Origin of the sequence: Tabrizicola sp. M-4, from assembly GCF_051132405.1 — a bacterium.
In the GTDB taxonomy this organism is placed as follows: Bacteria; Pseudomonadota; Alphaproteobacteria; order Rhodobacterales; family Rhodobacteraceae; genus Paragemmobacter.
The window spans coordinates 103,182-127,171 of the sequence record NZ_CP128606.1 but is presented as its reverse complement, the minus strand read 5'-3'; the positions used below and the strand labels follow the sequence as shown (position 1 = coordinate 127,171).

Genomic DNA, 23,990 nt, shown 5'->3' with positions numbered 1-23,990 from the left:
CAGAACGTGCACCGCTAAAGCGGTGTGGCACCGCCCATGCGGGCAAGGCCAGTATAGACATCGAACGGCTAGACCTTTAGCAGTCGAGGCCGGATGGCAAGCAACGAGTAGATCTCTATGACAGGTGCAAAGGACGACCGGAAGGAGTTCGCGGAATTCCAACGGGCAAAGGCGCTCGAACTAGGCGAGGACACAGCGGCATTCGAAGCATCGAAGCGGCTGATCATCGATCTGAACCGTCATGCCTATGCATATCAATGGACGTGGTTTGGCGTTCCGATCATCCAGTTGCCTGCCGATGTGATGGCCACGCAGGAAGTCATCTGGGCGTTCAAGCCCGATGTCATCATCGAAACAGGCGTCGCGCGCGGTGGGTCGGTCATATTCATGGCGACGCTGCTGCAGGCGATGGGCGAGGGCAGCGTGATCGGCGTGGACATCGATATACGCGCGCACAATCGGTCGGCGATCGAATCCCATCCCCTGGCCGGGCGCATCCATCTTGTCGAGGGGTCCTCGGTTTCAGAAGAGACGCTGGCAAAGGTGCGCGCCCTCATCCCTCCGAACGCGAGGGTGATGGCGGTCCTCGACAGTGACCATTCCTATGAGCACGTACTTGCCGAATGCCGCGCCTACGGTGACCTCGTGACGGAAGGCGGCTACTTGATCGTTGCGGACACGATGGTCGGACACTTGACCGAAGAAGAGGCACCGAAGGATCGCTCCAAGTTGTGGTCGCGCGGCAACGAACCGCTTTCGGCCGTCAGGACCTATCTCAGTGAAACCGATGCCTATGAAGTCGACCCTGTGATGAACGGCAAGCTCGTCATGTCGTCGTCTCCGGGCGGCTACCTTCGGCGCGTGAAGGCCTAAGCGGTGGGAGTAGAGCACATGGCTTCTCCTCGGCAGGTATGCTGCATATGCGGATCGTCCAGACTGGAAGAGATGTTCGCATCCCGCGGGATCGGCTTTACACTTGCGCAGCGGCCAAATGACCTGTCCCTGACCTCGGCTGCACTCTGCCTCAAATGCTCGCATGTGCAGACGCCGCCGCTGGAAGACATCGCGTCGTATTACGACACGGGATACAGCTTTCAGCTGAGCAATGCGGACGAGGACGACATCTACTCGGTACAACCCGACGGGGCCTGCCTGTTCAGATCACAGCACCAAGCCGACTCCGTCGAACGGCTTCACGAGCTGACCGACGGGTTGAAGATTCTGGACTATGGCTGCGGCAAGGCGCGGACATTGTCACTGCTGGTGGGCAAGCACCCGGGGATCGTTCCCTACACCTTCGACGTTAGCGACATCTACTGCACCTTGTGGGACAGGTTCGTGCCGAAAGCCAATCAGGCGCCCTATTCGCTTCCTGACGAGTGGCAGGGTGGGATGGACCTCGTGCTTTCGTTCTTTGCGCTTGAACATAGCGCCGACCCGCGCGGTTTCGTCCGCCAGATCGCCGAAGTCGTACGTCCGGGCGGAAAGGTGCATGTCGTCATACCCAACATGTACCGCAACATCAGCGATCTGGTCGTGATCGACCATGCGCAGCACTTCTCCGGCGCCTCACTGCGGCGCCTGTTCGAGGACGCGGGTTATGCCGATGTGGTCATCGACGAAACGACGCATCGTGCTGCCTTCATCGTGATCGCCACACGGCCAGAGACGATGACAGAAGGCACCTTCCGCAGCGAGGAGAACCTTGAGCCGATCCTTAAGGGCGCGCGCGACGTAGCCCATACCTGGTCAGACATAGCGGCACGCATCGCTGACTTTGAAGAGGATCACCCGGATGGACCGGCAGTCATCTATGGCAGCGGCGTGTACGGGATGTTTGTGGCGCTGACTCTTCGCGACCGCAGCCGGATCAAAGCGTTTCTGGACGCGAACCCCTATCGACAGGGGCGGGACCTTCTGGGCGTGCCAATCCTTGCGCCGGATGCGGTTCCCCAAGATGCGGGCATCGTCTATGTTGGGCTGAACCCCAAGGACGCGCGCAGCATCATCGAAGGGGTCGCATCCCTGCACCGTCGCCCCAGAGAGTTCTTCTTTCTATGAAGGCGGAAGAGGACATACCTGTTCTGATCGCGGGTATTGCGGGCGCTTCACTCGGGACGGAGATCGCGAAATCGTTGCGGGCCGCGGGCGGCTATAGCGTGATCGGGTGCGACATCAACCCCTTGGCCTATGGGCATTTCGACAGTCGCTTTGACGCGACATTCGTAGCCGACCCGGACAGCTACATCGAAAGCGTTCTGGCCATCGCTACAGCACGGGATGTGCGTGCCATCATCCCCGGAGGCGAGGCACCGGCCAAGTTGCTAGCCGCCGCGACGGATCGGTTCCATGCGGCGGGCATCGCGCTTGCCCAGAACGACCCGGAGGTCGTCCGCATTGCCGGCGACAAGGGCGCATGCTTTGCCCGTCTCGCAGAACTAGGCATCGCAATTCCGGCCACCCGTGCGATTGCCCTTGTTGCCGATCTGCAGGATTTTCCGATGCCCTGCGTGGTCAAACCGTCGAAGGATTCGGGTGGAAGCAGCTTTGTCTTCTTTGCGCGAAGCGTGGACGAGGCGGCGGTTTATGTAACTTATCTGCTGCGGAACGGCCTGTCGCCAATCGCACAGGAGTACATCCCCGAAGAAAACGGCGAGTACACGGTCGGCGTCCTTGCGGATCAGAGCGGGAAGACGCAAGGCGTCATCGCGTTGCGGCGTGTCTTCAACGCGAAGCTTTCCGTCATGACGCGCGGCAAGGACTTTCTGATATCGAGCGGGTATTCGCAGGGCAGGATCGAAGCGTTTCCGGAGATCTGCAGCGCGGCCCGCCAGATTGCCGAGGCGATAGGCAGTCGTGGACCGTTGAATGTACAGGGGCGGGTCGACGGGCAGGGAAGGTTCATTCCATTCGAGATCAACCCGCGCTTTTCCGCAAGCACACATCTGCGAACCCTGGCCGGTTTCAATGAGCTGGACCATTTCCTGAGACATCTTCTGGGCCTCGCGCCCAAAGCTGGACTGGCGGTTAAGGCTGGCTGGTATCTGAGGAGTCTTGATGAGGTTTCCGCCGATGTAGGGGCCGGGGCTGGCCTGCGATGATTCGCTGGATCGTCGAGGGAAAGCTTGGCACCGGTCCTGCGGAACAGTCCACACCCGCCGACGCGATACGTATCGATGTGCGGCATCTCCTCGACGCGCCCGGGAATGACCCTGCCTCGATCGAAGCCCTGATCCGGCAGGGCGTGGCGGCCCTGCATGAGCGTCGGACCGTGCTTGTTCTCTGCGACTTCGGCGTCTCGCGCAGCAATGCCATCGCTGCGGGCATTCTTGCCAGATACAGGTCGATCCCATTCACGGCTGCGATCCGGCAGGTGATAGAACGCACCGGGGAAACGGAGATCAAGGTTTCGATGATTGAAACCGTGCGGCGTGTGCTTGGGGGGGAAGAAACCCTGCCGAAGCGTGGTGGAAGGATCGCCGTAACAGGTGGGACCGGAATGCTGGGCAGTGCGGTCATCCAGAGACTGGGCGACCGCGCTGCTGCGTTCCTGGGGAGAAGTGACTTCGACCTGAAAGACTCGCCCGCGCTTCTGGCAGCCCGGCTACGGGAAGAGGACGCTTCAACGGTCATCCACCTTGCGCATCCAAGGATTTTCTCGAACAACAATGCGTTGGCCGAAGCCTTGCATATGCAGAAGAACGTGATGGACGCAGCCGTCGCAGCGGGCGCAACGTTCGTTTTGGTTTCCTGCAGCGCAGTGTTTGGCAAGCTGCCCATGCCGTGCAAAGTACGACCGGATGCCGAGCGCCGACCGTCTGAGATCGTCGGGATCATCAAATTGCTCCAGGAGGAACTTGCGCTACACGGTTCGACGAGTCGCGGCCCCGAAACGAAGATTGTCCGCCTTCCGGCACTGTACGGAGCAGGATGCGCGCGCCCCAAGTTCATCCGCAATTTTCGCGATGCTATAATCGCAGGCCGCCCTGTCCGGACGCATCGCTTTCCGCTGGGCGCGGCGCAGCTTGAATTACTGCATGTCGCGGATGCTGCGACGGGCATCGTGGCAGTCGCCGAGCGCGGGACGGCGAGGAATTACCACCTTGGAAGCAGCAATCCCATCGCAACGGCAAGAATTGCCGAGATGTCGTCGCAGGCCCTTCAGCGGCCCTTTATCCACGAGGAAATAATCATTGAAGAAGCCGGTTTCGTGCCATCGCTCGATTGGGCAGAGACGCGCAGAGAATTGGGATGGTTTCCGTCACGGGACTTTGCGGAAGAACTTCCTGCCATACTGCAGGCCTACCCGGCCTATGAGGCCTGATGCCCCCTTGCGGGAGCCCATCCAGCACAAACTAGGTAGGAGTCAGACCAGCCCCGCTATGACAGTGACAACCCTGCCGATGTCGTTCTCCGTCAGATCGTGATAACTGGGCAGATTGATTGCCCGCGTTGGAATGTCCCAGGCATGGGCATTGCCCTCCACCGGATCGAACATCGGCAACGACGAAAGCGGATGAAAGAACACCCGCGCGTCGATATCCGCTGACTTGAATGCGTCCTGCAGCGCCTCACGCGTGATGCCAAGATCCCGGTCGAACACCGCCGTCGGCATCCAGCTTCCGTTTTCCGTGCCCGGTGGCTCGGGGTTCAGGCTTACACCCTGATACTTCCCCAACCGATCCCGATACGCCTGCATGACCTCACGCTTCCGCGCGATCAGTTCCCCGATCCGTTCCACCTGCGCAAGGCCAATGGCCGCTTGCACATTGGACATCTTGTATTTGAAACCCACTTCGTCCGGCCAGAACTGCCGTGTCTGGCCCCGCGCCCGACCGTGGTTCGAAAGCGTCAGCACCCGCTCAAAAAGCGCGGGATCAGAGGTGACGAACATACCGCCTTCGCCTGTCGTCAACGTCTTGGTGCCGTGGAAGGAGAACGCACCAAACCGCCCCATAGACCCCGCGCGCCGCCCCTTCCAGACCGATCCGATCGCCTCGGCGGCATCCTCGATCAAGGCGATCTGATGACGTTCAGCGATGTCCTGCAAACGGTCCATATCGCAAAGATTGCCATAGATATGCACCGCAAGAATGGCCTTTGTCCGCGGCGTGATCGCGGCTTCCACCCGATCCGGATCAAGGCACCAACTGACAGGGTCGATATCCACGAAAACCGGCGTAGCCCCCAGATGCACGATGGGCGCGGCAGAGGCGATCCAGTTGGTATCGGCAAGGATCACCTCGTCGCCGGGACCGATACCCAGCGCCGCCATACCCATGTGCAAAGCACCGGTGCAACTTGACGTCGCGATGGCATGGGTGACGCCCAGATGCGCGGCAAAGGCCGCCTCAAACTTGACGATGTAATCATAGCACCGCTCGCCCCAACCGTTTCGGGCGGCATCCGTCGCATAGGCGACCTCAAGCTCGGTGATCGAAGGCTTGGTATAGGCGATCCGGTTACTCATCCCACCCGCACCTCCGGCACCGCCGTGACGAAACGCGTGCCCTGCGCCGCGAGGTCGGCCAGTTGCCGCTTCACCTCATCCGCGATGTTCCACGGCAGGATCACCACATAATCCGGACGCCGCTCATTCAGAACGGAAGGCGGCAGGATGGGGATATGGCTGCCCGGCATCAGCTTGCCCTGTTTAGATGGCGCCGCATCGCAAACGAAGGGCAACAGGTCCGGCTTCACCCCGGCATAGTTCAACAGCGTGTTCCCCTTCGCCGCCGCCCCATAGGCCGCAACCGTCTTCCCGTCGCGTTTCGCATCCATCAGGAACCGCAACAGCCCGTCCTTCACCGCATCCGCCCGCGCCTGGAAGCCGGTATAGAACGCAGCCCCGTCCATTCCCCGCCGCCGCTCTTCTTCCAGAACTGCCCGCGCGCCATCCGTCTCGGCATGCGACGCCCCGGCATGGCATCCGTACACCCGCAGGCTCCCGCCATGCGTCGGCAATTCCTCGATGTCGAAGATGCGCAATCCCGCCGCACCGAAGATCCGCGCCACCGTCAGCGCCGAAAGATACGAGAAGTGTTCATGATACACCGTATCGAACTGGCAAAACTCCACCAGCCGCATCAGATGCGGGAATTCCAGCGTGATAACCCCCTCGGGCTTCAAAGCTGCCGCCAGACCCGCCGTGAAATCGTTGATATCAGGCACATGGGCATAGACGTTGTTCCCCGCGATCAGATCAGCGGTCCGTCCCTCATCCGCCAAGCGCCGCCCCAGCGCCTCGCCAAAGAACTCCCGCAGCACCGGAATACCCAGCGCCTCTGCCGCCGCCGCCGTGCTGGCTGTCGGCTCCACCCCCAAACAGGGCACAGCCGCCGCGACGAAGTTCCGCAACAGATAGCCATCGTTCGAGGCCACTTCGATCACATGGCTGTCCGCCCCCAGCCCGAACCGCGCAATCATCTGCGCGGCATAGCGCGCCGCATGGTCCAGCCACCCCTTCGAGGTGGACGAGAAATAGGCGTAATCCGCATCGAACAGATGATCGGCCTCCGTGAAATCCTCGGTCTGCACCAGCCAGCAGGACTCGCAAACCCGCAACCGCAGCGGAAAGGTCATCTCCGGCGCGTTCAACCGCTCCGGCGCCAGATAGGCATTGGACGGTGGCGCATGCCCCAGATCCAGAAAGACGCGCGGCAGGGGGGCCTTGCAATGGCGGCACAGGGGCAAGGTCATAGGCGGATCGGCTCCAATGCTTCCAGACCGGGAAAGGCGGCATCGCGCGCCGACATTTCCGTTACGCCAAGCGGCCAGTTCACCGCAACCCTCGCATCATCCCAACGCAATCCCCCCTCATGCGCCGCGCTGTAAGGGGCCGAATGGAAATACAGCATCTCCACATCCGGCGTCAGCGTCTGGAACCCGTGCGCAAAACCCTCAGGCACGCAGATCATCGTCCGGTTCGCCTCATCCAGCCGCTCGCCATGCCAACGACCAAAGGTCGGCGATCCCTCCCGCAAATCGACAATCACATCGAAGATTGCCCCGCGGATGCAGCGCAAAAGCTTCGTCTCCGCCATCGGCGGGCGCTGGAAATGTAAGCCCCGCACCGTGCCCTGCGCCGCCGTGAAGGACGTGTTGCACTGCACCCATCCGGTCGCCAGGCCATGCGCCGCGAATTCCTCGGCACAGAACAGCCGCGCAAAGAACCCCCGCGCATCCCCCCGTGGCTCCAACTCCACCCGATAGGCCCCGGCCAGCGGCAGTTCCGTGAATCTCACGCTCCACCTCCGAACGCCACGATCTGCGCCCGCACCCGCTCTGCCGGGTCTGCCCCCGCCGCCACCTCGCGATACCAACCCACCGTCTCGGCAACCGCCCGCGCGAAATCCCATCGCGGCTGCCACCCCAGCACCATCCGCGCCCGCTCGATCGACAGCGCCAACCGCCCCGCCTCATGCGGTGCATCCGGATCGGTCGCATCGGTCCAATCCCCGGCCCAATGCACCCGCGCCGCTTCGACCAACGCCCCCACGCTGCGCTGATCCGCAGGTTCCGGCCCAAAGTTGAACCCGGCTTCGAACCCAGCCGCCTCCGGCCCCGCTAACCGCTCGGCCAGCATCAGATACCCCTCCAACGGGTCCAGCACATGCTGCCAGGGCCGCACGGCATGTCGGTTCCGTACCAACAAGGGCGATCCCGCACCAAGAGCCCGCGCCAGATCGGGCAGGATGCGGTCCTCCGACCAATCTCCGCCCCCGATCACATTCCCCGCCCGCGCCGTAGCCAACCGCACCCCGGAGCCGGCAAGGAAGGATTTCCGCCAGCTCTCCGCCACCAGTTCCGTCCCGGCCTTCGACGCGGAATAGGGATCATGCCCCCCCAGCGGATCGGTTTCCCGATAGGGATGCTCCCACTCCCGGTTCTCATAGACCTTGTCCGTCGTCACCACGACCACCGCGCAAGGCGCCTCCAGCCGACGGACGGCTTCCAGCACATGCGCCGTGCCCATCACGTTGGTGGCCCATGTCTCCAGCGGTTCGCGATAGGACCGCCGCACCAAGGGCTGCGCCGCCAGATGGAGCACGACCTCCGGCCGCAAGTCCCGCATCCGCGCCGCGACCAGACTGCTATCACGGATATCACCCAAGGCGTGGTCCACCCGCCCGGCCAATCCCAACTGGTCAAACAGCGCGGGCCGCGTGTCGGGCGCAAGGGCAAGGCCCGAAACCGCCGCCCCCCGCGCCAGCAGCATCTCGCACAGCCAACTTCCCTTGAACCCGGTATGCCCGGTAACCAGAACGCGCCTGCCTGCCCAGAACCCCATGCCTCAGGCCCAGATCTTCCAAGGGGCGCGCCCCCGCGACCACAGATCCTCCAGCAGGTTCTTGTCCCGCAGCGTATCCATAGCCTGCCAGAACCCGCCATGCCGATAGACGGCCAATTGCCCATCCGCCGCAAGGCTTTCCAGAGGCGCGCCTTCCCACGGCGTCGCATCTCCCTCGATCCGGCCAATCACCGAAGGCTCGCAGACAAAGAACCCGCCGTTGATCCACTGCCCGTCACCCACCGGTTTCTCCAGAAACCGCGTCACCCGCCCCTCGGCAATCTCCAGCGCCCCATAACGCCCCGGCGGCTGGATCGCCGTCACCGTCGCCTCGCGCCCTGCCGCGAGGTGATGCGCGACCAGCGCGGCGACATCTACATCCGCGACCCCATCGCCATAGGTAAGGCAAAAGGTACCATTGATGTAATCCGCCACCCGCCGCAACCGCCCGCCCGTCATCGTGGCATCGCCCGTATCCACTAGCGTCACCCGCCAGGGCTCGGCATTGCGGTGATGCACTTCCATCCGGTTCTCTGCCATGTCGAAGGTCACGTCGGACATGTGCAGGAAGTAGTTCGCGAAATACTCCTTGATGACATAGCCCTTGTAGCCGCAGCAGATTACGAAATCGGTGATCCCATGCGCCCCGTAGATCTTCATGATATGCCACAGGATCGGACGCCCCCCGATCTCGATCATTGGCTTCGGGCGCAGATGGGATTCTTCGCTGATCCGGGTTCCGAGGCCCCCGGCGAGGATGACGGCTTTCACTTCAATTCCCCATAGACCACATCGGAGGCACCAACTGCCATCGGCGACGATAGCCCGGCCAGTTGCCAGCGACCCGCGTTGCTGTCTAGCTCGCTCCAACTTGCCTGACAAGGCAAAGGCTGGTTAAGTTCGCGACGCTAAAAATGGTGGACCTGGAAGAATACGTGAAGATTTCCCTCATCATCCCGACACGCGAGCGAGCTTCGCTCCTTCAACACTGCCTGAAGACGGCGCTCGCGATCCAGGATGACGAGATCGAGATAATCGTCTGCGACAATTGCAGCCAAGACGCCACGCCGGAGGTCATCGGGCAGGTATCCGATCCACGCGTGGTCAAGGTTCGCGCCAACAAGCGTCTGTCCATGAGGGAGAACTTCGAGAACGGCCTGCGGCACGCGACGGGCGACTACATCTGCTTCATCGGTGACGACGACGGTTTCGTACCAAATCAGTTCCCCTTTGCCCGGCGACTGCTGGAGCAAACCAGCCCCGATACGATGGCCTACAGCTTTCTGCGCTACGCTTGGCCGGGGGCGGGCAGCAAGAGCAAGGAGGGGACGGTGCGATTGGAACGTCGCCGCCTCTTCCGTCAAGCAAGAAAGATCGATCTTGAGGAAATGAGAGACAACGCCCTTTCAGGCCGGGTGAATTGGCTAGAAGGCTGGCCGGACATCTATCATGGCTTTGTGTCGCGGGCATACATCGAACGGATTCGCGTTTCACCGGGCGATTTCTTCCGGGGACGCGCGCCAGACGTGTTCTTTACTTATCTGTCGCTCCTGCGGGGGTCGAACCACCTGTTCGTGCCTCACTGCTTCAGCATCAGCGGCTACAGCAGTTCCAGCACGGGCGGGTCGACCCACCAAGTTGCTTCAAGCAGTTCGACCGACTCGCCGGCGCATCGTTTCGAGCAGGAGGCGAGCGTGGATCCGATCCAGGACCGGATCAACTTGGGTTTCGGCGTTCCTCCGGGGCTTTTCTCGACGATTGTCCAGGCATGCCGCGAGGCTGGGGGACGGCAACCGGACTACGCCGCCTGGTTCAGCTATATCATCCGGTCCACCCAAGAGATGGAAGATTTGCAGAGACGGACCGTTCTGGAGCGATTGCAGGGGTTCATCGCAGAAGAGAACCTCTGGGCGGAGTGGCAGCAGGCAAATAGCACAGGGGCATCCATTGCTCGTTCACTGTTCAGGGTGTCTCCCGACAACCTCAGGATGGTCGTGACAAAGGCCTTAAACAAGGCGCACAGCTTCCGCGTCTCGGCGCACAGGCTCAACGATCTGACAATCGCGGGAGCTTGCAGCGCCGTGGATCAGGCCTTGTCGGATAGCTTCGTGAAGGTTCTATCCGGCGAGATGACCGCTTCGGAAGCGTGGAACGGCGCATGTCGGAGAGGTGCGACTCGCTGAGGATGATATCCGCGCGGCCTGATCGATTGCACGCGCGGATAAGCTTGGGCAAAGCGTTCCGGGCAATGCCCTTAGTTCGCTGCCCTGCACATCGGATGAGCATGGCGGCGCGGTCGGCAGCGCCTTATTTGACCTTCGCAAACCGCAAATACGGCAGCCTCACGTCCAACTCCCCGAACCGCTCCCGCGCCTGCTCGTCGGTCAGCGCCAGCGCCACGATCATGTCCTGCCCGGGCACCCAGTTGGCCGGCGCGGCCAAAGGTACGCCATCCGTCGCCCGCACCGCGTCCAGCGCGCGCAGGATCTCGGCGAAGTTGCGGCCCACCGACATCGGATAGGTCATCGTCAGCCGCACCTTCTTGTCCGGCCCGATGATGTAGACTGTCCGCACCGTCGCCGAATGGGCGGGCGTGCGTCCCTCGGTCGGCAGGTAGTAATCCGCGGGCAGCATGTCATAGGCCTTGGCCACCGTCAGCAACGAGTCGTCGATGATCGGGAAATCCGCAGGCGCGCCACCGAAGGCCTCGATGTCCCGCTTCCATTTCTGGTGATCGCCCACCGAGTCGACCGACACGCCAAGAACCTTGGTGTTCCGCTTGGCCCACTCGCCTGCCAACTGCGCCACCGCGCCGAATTCCGTCGTGCAGACAGGGGTGAAATCGCGCGGATGGGAAAAGATGATCCCATAGCTGTCGCCCAGCCATTCGTGGAACTTGATCGTCCCGGCGGTGGATTCCGCGGTGAAGTCGGGGGCTACGTCATTGATGCGCACGGCCATGTCCGGTCTCCTGTCTGTCTCTGCGCCAAAGACATACGCCACTTGGAACAAGGTTTCACCCCCTTCGGCCATTTCCCACGCAAAAGAGAATGCTGACCCACGCACTTCCCTGCAGATAGACGAATTTCCCCATTCAACCCAGCCCTAGAAATCGCTGAAGCTCTTTTCAAACCCACCCTTGGAAACCCGTCCACCGCCCATCCCGCCATCCCATCCAACCATTCCGCCACCCATCCGCGACATTTCCTGTCGCTCCGCCACTTGCCCCCGGTCGATCCGCCTGCCACCTTCCCCCCAACCTCGGAGGCACCCATGCTCATCAAGCGCGACTTCTACATCGACGGCCGCTGGACGGCCCCGCTCGCCCCCAACGATTGCCCGGTGATCGACCCCTCCACCGAAGAGACCTGCGCCATCATCTCGCTCGGCTCCGAGGCCGACACCGATGCCGCCGTCGCCGCAGCCAAACGCGCCTTCCCGTCATGGGCCGCCACGCCCCCTGCGCAGCGCAAGGCCTATGTCGAGGCCATCCTCGCCCAATACGAAAAGCGGGCCGAGGAAATGGCACAGGCCATCTCCCTCGAAATGGGCGCACCCATCGACATGTCGCGCAGCGATCAGGCCCCCTGCCTGCCCTGGCACCTGAAGAACTTCCTGACCGCCTTCGACCATATCGAATGGGTCCGCCCCCTCGGCCCCCACGCCCCGAACGACCGCATCGCGCTGGAACCCATCGGCGTCGTGGGCCTCATCACCCCGTGGAACTGGCCGATGAACCAGGTCACGCTCAAGGTGATCCCCGCCCTCCTCGCAGGCTGCACCTGCGTCCTGAAACCGTCCGAGGAATCGCCCCTCTCCTCGCTCCTCTTCGCCGAATTCGTCCATGACGCGGGCGTCCCGGCTGGCGTCTTCAACCTCGTCAACGGCGATGGCGCGGGCGTGGGCTCCCGCCTCTCCACGCACCCGGATGTCGAGATGATCTCCTTCACCGGTTCCACCCGCGCGGGCAAAGCCATCTCCAAGGCCGCGGCCGAGACGCTCAAGCGCGTCACGCTGGAACTCGGCGGCAAGGGCGCGAACCTGATCTTCGCCGATGCCGACGACCGCGCCGTCGAACGCGGCGTCCGCCACTGCTTCAACAATTCCGGCCAAAGCTGCAACGCCCCCACCCGGATGCTGGTCGAACGCCCCGTCTACGATCGCGCCGTCGAAATCGCGAAACAGGTGGCCGAAAACACCAAGGTCGCCTCTGCCCACGAAGCCGGCCGCCACATCGGCCCCGTGGTGAACAAGCGCCAGTGGGACCAGATCCAGGGCTACATCCAGAAAGGCATCGAAGAAGGCGCCCGCCTCGTTTCCGGAGGCCTCGGTCTGCCCGAAGGGATGAACAAGGGCTACTTCGTCCGCCCCACCGTCTTTGCCGACGTCAAACCCGGCATGACGATCGAGAAAGAGGAAATCTTCGGCCCCGTCCTCTCCATCATCCCTTTCGACACCGAGGCTGAGGCGGTCCAGATCGCCAACGACACCCCCTACGGCCTGACCAACTACGTCCAAAGCCAAGACGGAGCCCGCCGCAACCGCCTCGCCCGCCAACTCCGCGCGGGCATGGTGGAAATGAACGGCAAATCCCGCGGCGCAGGTTCCCCATTCGGCGGGGTCAAGGCCTCGGGCCGCGCCCGCGAAGGCGGCATCTGGGGGATCGAGGAATTTTTGGAAGTGAAGGCGATTTCCGGGTGGGGCCCTGAGGACTAAGGCTGCTGTTTCGCAATTTTGCCAGAGTTACCCGCTGATTCGCTTTCTTTAGCGTCGGAGCTAATGTTGTGGAGGCTTTTGGGGGAAATACGTCCCGTTTTGGCAAAATGCCTCCCGCTCGTTAGGGAAGCGGAAATCGCCAATCATTCTCTACGATGCTTGCGCGAAATGAACCCATCGATGAACTCGGTGGGGTAGTAGCGATCTACGCATTCAATCACGGACAAGAGCCGTCTACGCCCACCCGCGTCCATGAAGGCCTAGTTGCGAACAGTGTAGATATCGTTCTGCTCTGACCCTGACGATCGGTGCTTCGACACCATAGATCTCGTCACTATCTTTCACTTACCACTGGGCCAACGCTCTCTGTAGATCGCATCCCTTGGGTCCGGCGTTCCTAAGGGGACACCAATGTGCCTACGCCCGCCGCACACAACAGCATCAGACCTCGCGCCCAGCTCCGAAAGCGGCCAGTGCAATCTATATGTTGTGAATTAATCGAAATTTTTGTACGTTTTTTCTATATGTTGTATATGGACAAGAAATGCCCATCGTTGCACCACAAAGACTGTACTCCTTGCTGCCCGATCAAGCTGATCGAGTTGACGGCAGCATGACCCAAAAGGTCATCCAAGACTTCGCCGAAGCACTCCGGCAGGAAATGGTGCCCGGAAGCGCACTCGAACGCGCTGCCATAGCCGAGTACATCGACGTTGAATGCCAGCGTCTCAAGCTCCGCCTTGTCAGGGATCAGGCCGAGCGCGCGTTTGCTGCGGGACATTTGTGGACCCTACTTTGCAGGGCGATGCTGCAGCAGCATGATGCGAAGAGCGTAGCCACGACCGCCATCGAGGCACAAGCAGAAGAACTCGTGAAACGCTGGCGCGCGGGGCACTCTGAGGCGCGGGACGAGATCTTGAATTGGGGGATCGACATCGAAGAGGCCGTTCTTCTTTCCACGATCGAGAATATCGCTGTGTTTGGTGAGATCGAGCGCTTCCGCGAGCGTCTGGCAGACCGCGCACGCCTTCTCATGTTGGACATCGAGCGGAGCGCGAACTTCATGGCCAAACGCAAGGGGCGCGAAATCTCGGACGCTGAAATCCTCTCTTAGGCAAGCAGTGTTCAGAGGAGGGATGATATGGGCACAAGAATGATTTCTGTCAGCGGAAGCCGCAAGAAAGCCAGAAAGCATGGTATTTTCGTCAACCGAGAGTCGGAGTGTGAACGCTCGGAATTCGGTCGGTTAGCACTTTTCGTGTTTTCGGCTCACCGCGCCGAAGAGATAGCATCCGAAATTGATCAAACAGAGGGGCGTTGTTGCGTAACGCCCGCCTGAGGCATGATAGCGCCTTTCCCCCACGGCATCAGCCGACGCGAACGATGTTGGCCGTTCCGAGGGCCGAGAAGCGGTTCATGAGTGCGATGCGGATCTGGATTTCTGCGGTCTGGCGGTCCGGGTCTCTTGCGGCGATGCGTTCGCCGAAGGCCTTCAGGCAGCGCATCTTTGCCTCGATCCTGCTTCTGACATGGTATCCGGTCCAGCGTTTCCAGAACGCCCGGCCGTAGTAGCGAGTGGCGCGCAGGGTTTCGTTTCTGGCGATCGCGGCCGGGCAGTTCTCTTTCCAGGGCCGGCCGTTCTTGCGGATCGGAATGATCGCCGTGGCCTCGCGGTTGATGATTGCGGTGTGGCAGCGGCGGGTGTCATAGGCCCCATCGGCGGTCACCGTGCCGATGTCTTCGCCCTCGGGGATCTGGTCCAGCAGGTCCGGCAAGACCGGACTGTCGCCGTCGCTGCTGGAGGTAAACTCCACCGCCCGAATGTCAGACGTGGCGGTATCCATAGCCAGATGTACCTTGCGCCATTGACGCCGCCCCTGAACGCCGTGCTTGCGGGCCTGCCATTCGCCATCACCGAGGAACTTGATCCCGGTGCTGTCCACCAGCAGGTTCAAGGGGCCATTGGCGCGCCGATACGGGATCTGGACAGCTAGCGTTTTCTGCCGTCGGCACAGCGTGGTGTAGTCGGGCACCGCCCAATCCAGGTCCGCCATCTTGAGCAGGCTGGCCACCATCCCGGTCGCTTGCCGAAGCGGCAACTTGAACAGGACCTTGATGGTCAGACAGAACTGGATCGCTGCATCCGAGAAGACCGCAGGGCGACCGGGGCTGCCATCATGCGGCGCGAGCCAGGCCATCTCCTTGTCCAGCCAGATCAGCAGCGATCCGCGCTTGCGCAGAGAAGCCGTGTAGCTGGACCAGTTCGTCGTGCGATAGCGGGCGGGTGATGGCTTGCTCATGCAACCCGTCTAACCGCATGGATTCGCGATGTGAATCCTCGACGGTCAGAGTTCTGCAACAACGCCGATCCACGATGTCGTGGTCGGCAAGAAACCCGCGCAGACCGTGGTCATGGTGGAATACCCAAGCCGCGAAGCCGTCGACATGGTCTTCGGAAGCGAGGAATACGCCGCCGTCATCCCCCACCGCGACCGTGCCTTCCTCGATTACGCGATCACCATCATAGACGATCCGGTCGACCCGCTGCTTCAGATGCCAGTCTCTTCCTGACACCTCACCGGCGCCACCGGCCCCAGCAAATGGCTGCTCCTCAAGGTGCCGCTGCGCTTGTCTTCGATGGCGCAGGAAAGGCCCCACCATGGCGGTTTCCGCCCCGCCCATGTCGCCCCACCCCCTCACGCCCCGCTCGCGCCCTCCGCTACGCTGACCGCGCCAGCCCCAAGGACGCAGCCGATGCCCAGCCAACACCCCCACCTGACCAGCCCCATCACCCTGCGCGGCACCACGCTGAGGAACCGCATCGTCTTCGGCGCGCATACGAACAACATGTCCGACATGGGCCACCCCGGCCCCCGCACGCTGAGCTACATCGCCGAACGCGCCAAGGGCGGCGCGGGGATGATCGTGATGGAACCCGTCCCCGTCCACCGCACCGGCGTGCTCACGCGCGGCAACTACCTGCACGGCACCGACGACATCATCCCCGCCTTCCGCAAGGTGACAGACGCCGCTAAGTCCGAGGGCGCCGTCATCCTCCAGCAACTCTACCACATCGGCGCCCATGGCGACTCCGACCTCTCCTTCCAACCCCACTGGTCCCCCTCCGGCGCGGCCTCCTACCACGACAGCGACGGCTCCCACCGCATGACGGAAGCCGAGATCGAGGAACTGATCGAAGCCCACATCGCCGCCGCCATCCGCTGCCACAAGGCGGGCTTTCAGGGGGTGGAGGTCTGGGCCGCCTACCACTCCCTCCTCGACCAGTTCTGGACGCCGTGGTCCAACACCCGCGACGACCGATGGGGCGGCTCGCTCGAAAACCGCACCCGCTTTTCCCGCACCATCATCGAAGGCATCCGCCGCGCCTGCGGCGAGGATTTCATAATCGGCCTCGCCGTCTCCACCTCCGACGCGCATGACGTCACCCTCTCGGTCGAGGCGCTGACCGAAATCGTCGCCCTCCACGACGCGACTGGCCATGTCGACTACGTCACCTGCGGCCACGGCGGCTATCTCGACTTCGAACGCCTCATGCCCACCTTCCTCTTCGCGGAAAAACTCACCGCCCCCGTCACCGAAATCCTGAAAGGCGCGGTCAAACACGCGAAAATTACGTCCGAGGCGCATATCCGCACCCCCGACAACGCCGAATCCATCATCGCCTCCGGTCAGGCCGACATGGTCTCCATCGTCCGCGGCCAGATCGCCGATCCCCACCTCGCCGCCAAGACCATGGCCGGGCGGGCCGAAGACATCCGCTCCTGCATCTCCTGCAACCAGATGTGCTGGGGCCGGCGGTCGCGCGATTACTGGATCTCCTGCCTCATCAATCCCAGCGCGGGGCGCGAATGGGAATGGGGCGGCGACCGCTTCACCCCCGCCGCCACCCCCCGCCACATCCTCGTCGTCGGCGCAGGCCCCGCAGGGCTGGAGGCCGCCCGCGCCGCCGCCGAACGCGGCCATCGCGTCGACCTCGTCGAAGCCTCCCCCCAGATCGGCGGCCAGTTCCGCCTCGCAGGCATGCAACCCCGCCGCGCCCAGATCCTCGACCTCTTCGACTGGTACGAACGCCAGATCGCGCGCCTAGGCGTCACCCTCCACCTCAACACCTTCCTCGACGAGGACGACATCGCCGCCCACCCCGCCGATACGGTGATCCTCGCCACCGGCTCCCTCCCCGACCCCGACGCCAAACAGCGCTGGCTCCCCGCCCTCCCCCAACTCCCCGGCCTCGAGAACGGCAATGTCTGGTCGGCCGAGGACGTCATGCGCCGCGAAGCCCGCCTTGGCGACACCGTCATCCTCTATGACGAAGGCGGCAACTGGCGCGGCGTGGGCACGGCATGGCACATGGCCGAACAGGGGAAGAAGGTGATCCTCGTCACCCCCGACGCTTACGTCGGCAAGGAAATCACCCGCACCTCCGCCGACGCCCCGGCCCGCCAGCGCCTCGCCAAACTCGGCGCGCAATTCCTGACCGAACACGTCATCACCCGCTGGCACGGCAACGGCGCGACCGTCCGCTCCGGCCTGACGGGCGAGGAAACCACCCTCCCCGCCTCCGCCCTCGTCATGGCGACGACGAACGTGGCCTTCGACCCCTTCCCCGAAACCTTCGAAGGCAAACAAACCCACCGCATCGGCGACTGCGCCGCCCCGCGTCAGGCCCCCTATGCCTTTCACGAAGGAAGGAAGCTTGCGCTTACGCTGTGATCCGCTCGGCGATCCGCCGGCCCCATTGGTTCGTTGGGCGCTCCAAAGCAAGATAGGTAATCGTGGACAGGATGATCGTCACGACGACAACCAGTGCAAACCACTGCACTCCTGCCAAGCCGGCCTTCCCCAGCAGTGCGACCACAACAAGGTGCCAAAGATAGACGCTATAACTGATTGTACCGACAAAACGCATCGGCAGTGAATCCAGCCAGACCCCTCCACCTGTGGAATCCTTCCGGGCAATCAGTATCCCCGCCGTTGCCAATCCGATCAGAGCGCCGCCACCGGGTGGCGCCGCGATCAACACGGCAAAGAAAAGCCCAACCGCACCCCACATTACTACCCCGGCCCTCCGCGAGACCCGATGCCACCCTGCGGAACGGACGTGATAGCAGGCCGCCCCGATAAGGAAGTACGCCCCAAACGTTGTCGGAAACCACTTCGCCGCGACAGAAACATCCAGCGCGCCGAAGACCGCACGGGTCAGTGCGGCCAGAAAAAGCAGTCCGACCAACCATATCGCGAAGCCTCGCAGAGACGTAACGCGCGCTAGTAGCAGAGGCAGCACCGCATACCAGAAGACCTCGATCGGAATGGTCCACTCCACCCCAAGAACGCTGTTGGCGATGCGGTAATCCAGAAAACTCAGAAAACTCGCATGCATGAGCAGATTATAGCTCCCCATCTCCATGCCGAATTCGGTCAGAAAATGCGGCGCGGGGATCAATCCGGCATGAAACAGGATGGCGGCTATGGCGATGATTGCCCAATAGGTCGGCGCGATCCGCGCCATGCGCCGGACAAGAAAATCGCGATATCCGTTTCCAGAATACCACGTCGCTGCAATTGTATAGCCTGAGATCACGAAGAAGACCTGCACACCGTATTTGCCAGCTTCGGTGACATTCTGGCCGATCCAGCTAAACTCGGAAAAGCCGCCGGTGTGGATGCATACCACCATCATTGCCGCGATGGCACGCAAGCCGGTGATGAAATCCGTTTCTCCGTAATGCCTCAGCAACTGTCCACCCAACCTTCCAGATAAACGACGTCTCCAAATCAAAACGGACACTCCGCCGAAAACTCCACCCATCCCCCGCCCTCGGGATGATGCAACCCCAACCGCTCCGCATGCAGCATGAGCCGGGGAAACTCCCGCGCCGCCCCCAGCGCATAGATCGGATCGCCAAGGATCGGATGCCCCAGCGACAGCATGTGAACCCGCAACTGATGGCTCCGCCCGGTCAGGGGAAACATCCGCACCCGCGTCTCGCCTTCGCCGCGCGAGATCACCTCCCACTCCGTCACCGCAGGACGCCCGCGCTCGAAATCCACCTTCTGGCGCGGCCGATACTCCCAGTCGGCGCAGAGCGGCAGGTCGACCCGACCCCGCTCCGCCTCCATCACCCCGGCCACCCGCGCGACATAGCTCTTCTTCGCCCGCCGCTTCTCGAATTCCTGCCCCAGCCAGCCCTGCGCCGCCTTGTCCCGCGCGAAGATCATCACACCCGACGTGTCGCAATCCAGCCGATGCACCAGCAGCGCGCCGGGACGGAACGCCTCCAGCCGCGACATCAGGCAATCCTCCCGCCCCTCCAGCTTGCCGGGCACGGACAGCAACCCCGAAGGCTTGTCCACCACGATGATCCGCGCATCCTCATGCAGGATCACCGGATCGCCCGCCGGCGGATCATAGGAAAACTCGGGCAGCAGGCTCACACCACCACATGCCCCGCATCGCGCAGCGCCTTGGCCAAAGCGCGAATATGCGCGGGCCCCACCTCGCAGCAGCCGCCCACGATGGTCGCGCCCTGATCCACCCAGCCCATTGCAAACTGCACATATTTCTCCGGCGTCAGGTCATGCCGATGCGTCAGCGCCGCCACCGTCGGCGCATCCTCAAGGAAGCCGTCCGAGATATGGGTGAACCCGTTCGCATAGGCTCCGAACGGCACCCCGAACCCCTTCACCACCTCCATCGCCGCCGCCATGGCCTCCGGCACCGAGCAATTCACCAGCACCGCCGCCGGACGATATTCCTGCACCACCCGCGCCAGATCGGCCAGAGGCTCCTCCGACCGCAGCTTCGTCCCGTCGCGGTCATGCACGGTGACGGACAGCCACACCGGCTTCCCCCCCGCCTGCGCGCCCTTCACGGCTCCCTCGGCCTGCGTCACGCTCGCCATCGTCTCGCACAGGATCACATCAACCTGCGGGCCAAGGATCGCGGCAATCTCCGCATATTTCGGCGCGGCTTCCTCCACCGGCAGCGTCACATCCGCCCGATAGGTCGCGACCAGAGGCCCCATCGACCCGGCCACCCGCCCCGACCCATGCGCCGCCCGCGCCGCGACCGCCTCGGCCACCGCCTTCCCGTGCAGATCGGCGAACAGATGGTCCATATCGAACCGCTCCAGCCGGTCATGGTGGATCGCATAGGTATTGGTCGTCGCCACCGTCGCGCCCGCCGCGAAGTAGTCGTCATGGATCGCCCGCACCAGATGCGGATGGTCGATCATCACCCGCGTCGCCCAAAGCGGCGTCGGCTCATCCCCCGACCGCGCCACCAGTTCTTGCCCCATGCCCCCGTCCAGCAGCGTGATCTCGGCCATCTCTGCACCTCCTTGGCTTTCGCCCACCTATCCCCGCCACGGGCCGAAGCGCAAGCCGCGCCGTCGGACCGGGGGGCTTTGCGCCCCCCGGACCCCCCGCAGGATATTTGAGAACGGATGAAGATGGATAGGTCAGTCCCGATCCGCAAACTGCGGCAGCCCGTCGTCGATTTCGTAATGGCTGCCCTTTTCTGCCACGAAGATATGCGCTGCCAGACGCCCGCCCGTCTGCCCGTCCACCGCCCCCGCCTCGACCGAGAAATTCCCCTCGGCATCGCGGAACCAAAGGCTCGACCCGCAGCCGGAACAGAAGCCCCGAACGCCGCCGCCCGCCGTGCGATACTCGGCCATCCCGTCCCGCGACAGCCAATCCACCTCCGCCTCCTCCGCATCGAAAGAGGCGGAGTAATGCCCAGAAAGGCTGCGGCACTGGTGGCAATGGCAGGCCGTGATCGCACCCGCAGGCCCCGGCAGGGTGAACCGGCAAGCCCCGCACAGGCAGGACGCCGTCAACCGCTCCGGCGCTTCACGCGTCTCCGGCGGCGCTCCTTCGGGCGCGTAGTAATCCCCCGCATCCTCGGTGTAGATGTGCTGGGAGACCTTTATCGACACCGGCCCCTCCAGCGCACCCGGCGAAAAGCTGATCGCATGCTCCTCCGGCGTGCCCCAGTCGAAGACCGCATCCGCCTCGGGCAGCCAGAACAGCACCGCCCCGCAGTCCCCGCAGAACCCCCGCTGCGCCACGGGTGACGACCGATACCACCGCAGCCCCCGCCCCTCCGTCACCCGCCACCGCGCCACCGGAACCGAAGCCGCTGCCCAGTAATGCCCGCTCACCTTGCGGCACTGCGTGCAATGGCAGGCCAGCGCGTCGCGGATCTCTCCCTCCACCTCGAACCGCACCGCCCCGCAATGGCACGCCCCGCGCATCAGGCGGCGTCCCGGAAGATTTCCGCCAAAAGCGGCACCAGCCACGCCTCATCCGCCGCCGTGAAGGCCGCCTCGGTATCGCTGTCCAGATCCAGCACGCCCAGCAGCACGCCCTTCCCATTCCACACCGGCAGCACCAGCTCCGACCGTGTGGAGGACGAACAGGCGATATGGTCCGCAAAAGCCTCCACATCCGGCACATTCTGCACCTTGCCCGTCCGCGCCGCCGCCCCGCAGACCCCGCGCGAGAACGGAATGACCAGACAGCCATGCCCCCCCTGATAGGGCCCGATCTTCAGAAGCTCCGGCCCCACCACGCGATAGAAGCCCGTCCAGTCGCAGAAGGGATGTTGGTGATGCACCTCGCACACCACCGTCGCCATCAAGGCGACGGTATCCGTCTCCCCCTCGCACAGCGCGCGGATGCGCGCCGAAATCCCGTCGTAATCCACCGCCATCTCAATACCCCAGCGCGCAGCCATCCTTGCGGGGGTCCGATGCCCCCACCAGAACCCCATCCTCGCCGATCAGGATCGCCTGACAGCCGCCGATCGGATCGTTCGGGATCGACACCTGATGCCCCATCTCCGCCAGCCGCGCACGGACCGCATCGGAATAGCCCCGCTCCACCAGCATCCCCTCGGCGCCCGAGAAACAGCGCGGCGCGTCGTTCGCCGCCTGCAACTCCATCCCGTAATCGACAAGGTTCGTCACCAGCCGCGCATGGCCACAAGGTTGATAGGCCCCGCCCATCACGCCGAAGGGCATGGTCACCCGCCCCCCCTGACGCAACATCCCCGGAATGATCGTATGCATCGGCCGCTTGCCCGGCGCCGCCTCGTTCGGATGCCCTTCGGTCAGGGTGAACCCCGCGCCCCGGTTCTGGAAATTGATCCCGAATTTATCTGACGCCAGCCCCGACCCGAACCCCCAGAAGATCGAATAGATCAGGCTGACCGCCATCCGGTCCTTGTCCACCACGGTGATATAGACCGTGTCCTTATGCACCGCCTCGGTCAAAGGCGCCGCCGCCGCCATGGCGCGCCCGGGGTCGATCATCGCGGCAAGCCGCGCTGCCGTCCCGGGCGCGAGCATGTGGTCCAGCCGCCGCACATGATCCGCGTCCGCGAGGAAGCGGTTCCGCGCGTCATAGGCCAGCTTCGCCGCCTCCGCCTCGATATGCGCGCGCTCCGCCCCGAACGGGTCCATCGCCGCCAGATCGAAATGCTTCAGGATGTTCAGCAGCAGGATCGCCGTCGCCCCCTGCCCGTTCGGCGGATGCTCCAGCAGTTCCGTTCCCTTGTACTCTCCCGCGACCGGCGTGGTGTAATCGCAGGCCACGCCCGCGAAATCCGCCATACTATGCGTCCCGCCCAGCGCCCGCAGCGAGGCGACCATGTCCTCCGCCACCTCCCCCTCATAGAACCCGGCGCGCCCTTCCTTCGCGATTCGGCGCAGCACCTCGGCCTGCCCCGGCGCGCGGAACATCTCGCCCACCTTCGGCGCACGGCCATTCACCAGATAATGCCGCCGCGCCGCGCCCTGCAGGATTTCGGCATCGCCTTCCCAGTCGAAGGCCACACGCGGCGCGACCGGCACCCCCTCCTCGGCATAGCGGATGGCAGGGGCCAGCACCGCATCAAGGCCAAGCTTCCCCCAATCCGCCGACAACCGGCAGAAGGCATCCACCGCACCGGGCAGCGTGACCGCCTCCACCCCGTGCAGCGGCACCGCCGTCAGGCCCCGCTCCCGCATCGCAGCCGCCGAATAACCCGCAGGCGCACGCCCCGACCCGTTCAGCGCGATCACCTCCTCGCGCCCCGCCGGTTTCAGAAGGACGAAGCAATCCCCCCCGATCCCCGTCATCTGCGGCTCGCAGATGCCCAGTAGAACCGCCCCGGCAATCGCCGCATCCACGGCATTCCCGCCCCGCTCCATCACCTCCACCGCGACCTTCGCGGCAAGGGGATGCGACGTGGCGCAGATCCCGTTGGTGGCATAGATGGCCGAACGCCCCGGCATTTGGAAATCGCGCATTCCCGTCCTCCCTGTCATTGCGGGAAACCTAGGCCTGCACCGGGCGGAAGCCAAGCATCTGCCGCCAAGACCTGTCCTGCCGGGCATGCACTCTCCGCGCAAAGGGCGCGCGGGCCACCCCTGCAACCTCCGTCCACAACCCGCCCTGCATGCCTGTGCAGCACAGGCCGAAACCCAATGGCCCTTCCCTCTGACAGGCCGACCCAAAGCCCGCGAAACGGGCAAGGCCACACTTGGAGCGCGTCCGCAAAGGACCATCCCATCCTGCGCCTCAACCCGCCCCGCATCTCCATGCAACGCGGGGACCAAGGTCAACCTCACTCCCGCCTCCTTGCAGGCAGCGACAGGCGTACACGTCGGGCAGCGGCCCGTGGCTCAGACGGATGCGTTTCCTTCCCCTCTCCTGATCCCGCCACGCACCGGCATGGGCCACGGGCCAGAGAGGACGACCGCCCGCTACCCCCTTACCGACGGGCGACACGCCTCCGGCACGGGCCGCGGCGCGAAGGGGCCGCAACCGCCAAGGACTGTCCGTATCCCATCCCGTCCAGAACTCAACAGGCACCTGAAGGCGCAAAGGACCTATGCGCTTGGCCTCTTTCCTTCCCGCCTGCGGTCAACCGGCGCCGTCCGGGGTGGCCAATGGCGCGCATGGACCCCATGCGCAA

The 23,990-nt window shown here is 63.5% G+C and carries 22 protein-coding genes; 9 read left to right on the top strand and 13 right to left on the bottom strand.

Going from position 1 to position 23,990, the window contains the following annotated elements:
* The first annotated feature begins 117 nt into the window (after nucleotides 1-117).
* The 4 genes from TabM4_RS00625 to TabM4_RS00610 all read left to right on the top strand — a co-directional run bounded on the left by TabM4_RS00625 (nucleotide 118) and on the right by TabM4_RS00610 (nucleotide 4,324).
* Entirely contained in the window at nucleotides 118-873 is a 756-nt protein-coding gene (locus TabM4_RS00625) for a cephalosporin hydroxylase family protein (RefSeq protein WP_434616942.1), read from the top strand.
* Between the two features lie 72 nt (nucleotides 874-945).
* Nucleotides 946-2,061 (top strand): class I SAM-dependent methyltransferase, encoded by a 1,116-nt coding sequence (locus TabM4_RS00620; protein WP_434616940.1) that lies wholly within the window; start codon nucleotides 946-948, stop codon nucleotides 2,059-2,061.
* Nucleotides 2,058-3,101 (top strand): ATP-grasp domain-containing protein, encoded by a 1,044-nt coding sequence (locus tag TabM4_RS00615; RefSeq protein WP_434616938.1) that lies wholly within the window; start codon nucleotides 2,058-2,060, stop codon nucleotides 3,099-3,101. The genes TabM4_RS00620 and TabM4_RS00615 overlap by 4 nt, the downstream gene beginning before the upstream one ends.
* Entirely contained in the window at nucleotides 3,098-4,324 is a 1,227-nt protein-coding gene (locus TabM4_RS00610) for an NAD-dependent epimerase/dehydratase family protein (protein ID WP_434616936.1), read from the top strand. Before TabM4_RS00615 ends, TabM4_RS00610 begins: the two co-directional genes overlap by 4 nt.
* A gap of 42 nt (nucleotides 4,325-4,366) precedes the next feature.
* Here TabM4_RS00610 and TabM4_RS00605 read toward each other — a convergent pair whose 3' ends face one another.
* From TabM4_RS00605 to rfbF, 5 genes are read right to left on the bottom strand one after another with little or no spacing between them, the layout of a single operon-like run.
* Nucleotides 4,367-5,470 (bottom strand): DegT/DnrJ/EryC1/StrS family aminotransferase, encoded by a 1,104-nt coding sequence (locus tag TabM4_RS00605; protein WP_434616933.1) that lies wholly within the window; start codon nucleotides 5,468-5,470, stop codon nucleotides 4,367-4,369.
* Nucleotides 5,467-6,699 carry a class I SAM-dependent methyltransferase gene (locus TabM4_RS00600; protein ID WP_434616930.1) on the bottom strand — a complete coding sequence of 411 codons (1,233 nt, stop codon included), beginning with the start codon at nucleotides 6,697-6,699 and terminating at the stop codon, nucleotides 5,467-5,469. Before TabM4_RS00600 ends, TabM4_RS00605 begins: the two co-directional genes overlap by 4 nt.
* Nucleotides 6,696-7,244 carry a dTDP-4-dehydrorhamnose 3,5-epimerase gene (gene rfbC, locus TabM4_RS00595; RefSeq protein WP_434616927.1) on the bottom strand — a complete coding sequence of 183 codons (549 nt, stop codon included), beginning with the start codon at nucleotides 7,242-7,244 and terminating at the stop codon, nucleotides 6,696-6,698. Before rfbC ends, TabM4_RS00600 begins: the two co-directional genes overlap by 4 nt.
* Nucleotides 7,241-8,290: a CDP-glucose 4,6-dehydratase gene (rfbG, locus tag TabM4_RS00590; RefSeq protein WP_434616924.1), complete on the bottom strand. Its 1,050-nt coding sequence runs from the start codon at nucleotides 8,288-8,290 to the stop codon at nucleotides 7,241-7,243. Before rfbG ends, rfbC begins: the two co-directional genes overlap by 4 nt.
* A 3-nt stretch (nucleotides 8,291-8,293) precedes the next feature.
* Entirely contained in the window at nucleotides 8,294-9,061 is a 768-nt protein-coding gene (gene rfbF, locus TabM4_RS00585; RefSeq protein WP_434616921.1) for a glucose-1-phosphate cytidylyltransferase, read from the bottom strand.
* A 143-nt stretch (nucleotides 9,062-9,204) separates the two neighbouring features.
* Between rfbF and TabM4_RS00580 the strand changes: the two genes are divergently transcribed.
* On the top strand, nucleotides 9,205-10,473 hold the full coding sequence (locus TabM4_RS00580; RefSeq protein WP_434616918.1) for a glycosyltransferase family 2 protein: 1,269 nt from the start codon (nucleotides 9,205-9,207) through the stop codon (nucleotides 10,471-10,473).
* A gap of 124 nt (nucleotides 10,474-10,597) precedes the next feature.
* On the opposite strand, the gene TabM4_RS00575 is transcribed toward TabM4_RS00580, so the two are convergent.
* On the bottom strand, nucleotides 10,598-11,251 hold the full coding sequence (locus TabM4_RS00575) for a peroxiredoxin (RefSeq protein ID WP_434616915.1): 654 nt from the start codon (nucleotides 11,249-11,251) through the stop codon (nucleotides 10,598-10,600).
* A 312-nt stretch (nucleotides 11,252-11,563) separates the two neighbouring features.
* On the opposite strand from TabM4_RS00575, the gene TabM4_RS00570 reads away from it, so the two are divergent.
* Both TabM4_RS00570 and TabM4_RS00565 read left to right on the top strand, forming a co-directional pair.
* Nucleotides 11,564-13,006, top strand: a complete 1,443-nt coding sequence (locus tag TabM4_RS00570) for an aldehyde dehydrogenase family protein (protein ID WP_434616912.1) — start codon at nucleotides 11,564-11,566, stop codon at nucleotides 13,004-13,006.
* 613 nt (nucleotides 13,007-13,619) lie between these two features.
* Nucleotides 13,620-14,120 (top strand): hypothetical protein, encoded by a 501-nt coding sequence (locus tag TabM4_RS00565; RefSeq protein WP_434616909.1) that lies wholly within the window; start codon nucleotides 13,620-13,622, stop codon nucleotides 14,118-14,120.
* A 253-nt stretch (nucleotides 14,121-14,373) separates the two neighbouring features.
* Here TabM4_RS00565 and TabM4_RS00560 read toward each other — a convergent pair whose 3' ends face one another.
* Entirely contained in the window at nucleotides 14,374-15,306 is a 933-nt protein-coding gene (locus tag TabM4_RS00560) for an IS5 family transposase (protein WP_434612711.1), read from the bottom strand.
* Between the two features lie 34 nt (nucleotides 15,307-15,340).
* Here TabM4_RS00560 and TabM4_RS00555 point away from each other — a divergent pair, with 34 nt between their 5' ends.
* Both TabM4_RS00555 and TabM4_RS00550 read left to right on the top strand, forming a co-directional pair.
* A complete protein-coding gene (locus TabM4_RS00555; protein ID WP_434621858.1) occupies nucleotides 15,341-15,577 on the top strand; it encodes a DUF1330 domain-containing protein in 237 nt (78 codons plus the stop codon).
* 183 nt (nucleotides 15,578-15,760) lie between these two features.
* Nucleotides 15,761-17,740, top strand: coding sequence for an FAD-dependent oxidoreductase (locus TabM4_RS00550; protein ID WP_434616906.1), 1,980 nt, complete (start codon nucleotides 15,761-15,763; stop codon nucleotides 17,738-17,740).
* On the opposite strand, the gene TabM4_RS00545 is transcribed toward TabM4_RS00550, so the two are convergent.
* The 6 genes from TabM4_RS00545 to TabM4_RS00520 form a co-directional block, all read right to left on the bottom strand.
* Complete coding sequence (locus TabM4_RS00545; RefSeq protein WP_434616904.1) at nucleotides 17,730-18,836, bottom strand: acyltransferase family protein; 1,107 nt, start codon at nucleotides 18,834-18,836, stop codon at nucleotides 17,730-17,732. The genes TabM4_RS00550 and TabM4_RS00545 overlap by 11 nt on opposite strands.
* The gene (locus TabM4_RS00540; protein ID WP_434621856.1) at nucleotides 18,803-19,453 is read right to left on the bottom strand and encodes an RluA family pseudouridine synthase; all 651 of its coding nucleotides are present in this window, start codon (nucleotides 19,451-19,453) and stop codon (nucleotides 18,803-18,805) included. Before TabM4_RS00540 ends, TabM4_RS00545 begins: the two co-directional genes overlap by 34 nt.
* 5 nt (nucleotides 19,454-19,458) lie before the next feature.
* Nucleotides 19,459-20,355: a homocysteine S-methyltransferase family protein gene (locus tag TabM4_RS00535; RefSeq protein ID WP_434616901.1), complete on the bottom strand. Its 897-nt coding sequence runs from the start codon at nucleotides 20,353-20,355 to the stop codon at nucleotides 19,459-19,461.
* 132 nt (nucleotides 20,356-20,487) lie between these two features.
* Nucleotides 20,488-21,285 carry a GFA family protein gene (locus TabM4_RS00530; RefSeq protein WP_434616898.1) on the bottom strand — a complete coding sequence of 266 codons (798 nt, stop codon included), beginning with the start codon at nucleotides 21,283-21,285 and terminating at the stop codon, nucleotides 20,488-20,490.
* The gene (locus TabM4_RS00525; RefSeq protein ID WP_434621854.1) at nucleotides 21,285-21,743 is read right to left on the bottom strand and encodes a GAF domain-containing protein; all 459 of its coding nucleotides are present in this window, start codon (nucleotides 21,741-21,743) and stop codon (nucleotides 21,285-21,287) included. The genes TabM4_RS00530 and TabM4_RS00525 overlap by 1 nt, the downstream gene beginning before the upstream one ends.
* A 1-nt stretch (nucleotide 21,744) precedes the next feature.
* Entirely contained in the window at nucleotides 21,745-23,322 is a 1,578-nt protein-coding gene (locus TabM4_RS00520) for a gamma-glutamyltransferase family protein (protein WP_434616895.1), read from the bottom strand.
* Nucleotides 23,323-23,990 lie beyond the last annotated feature (668 nt).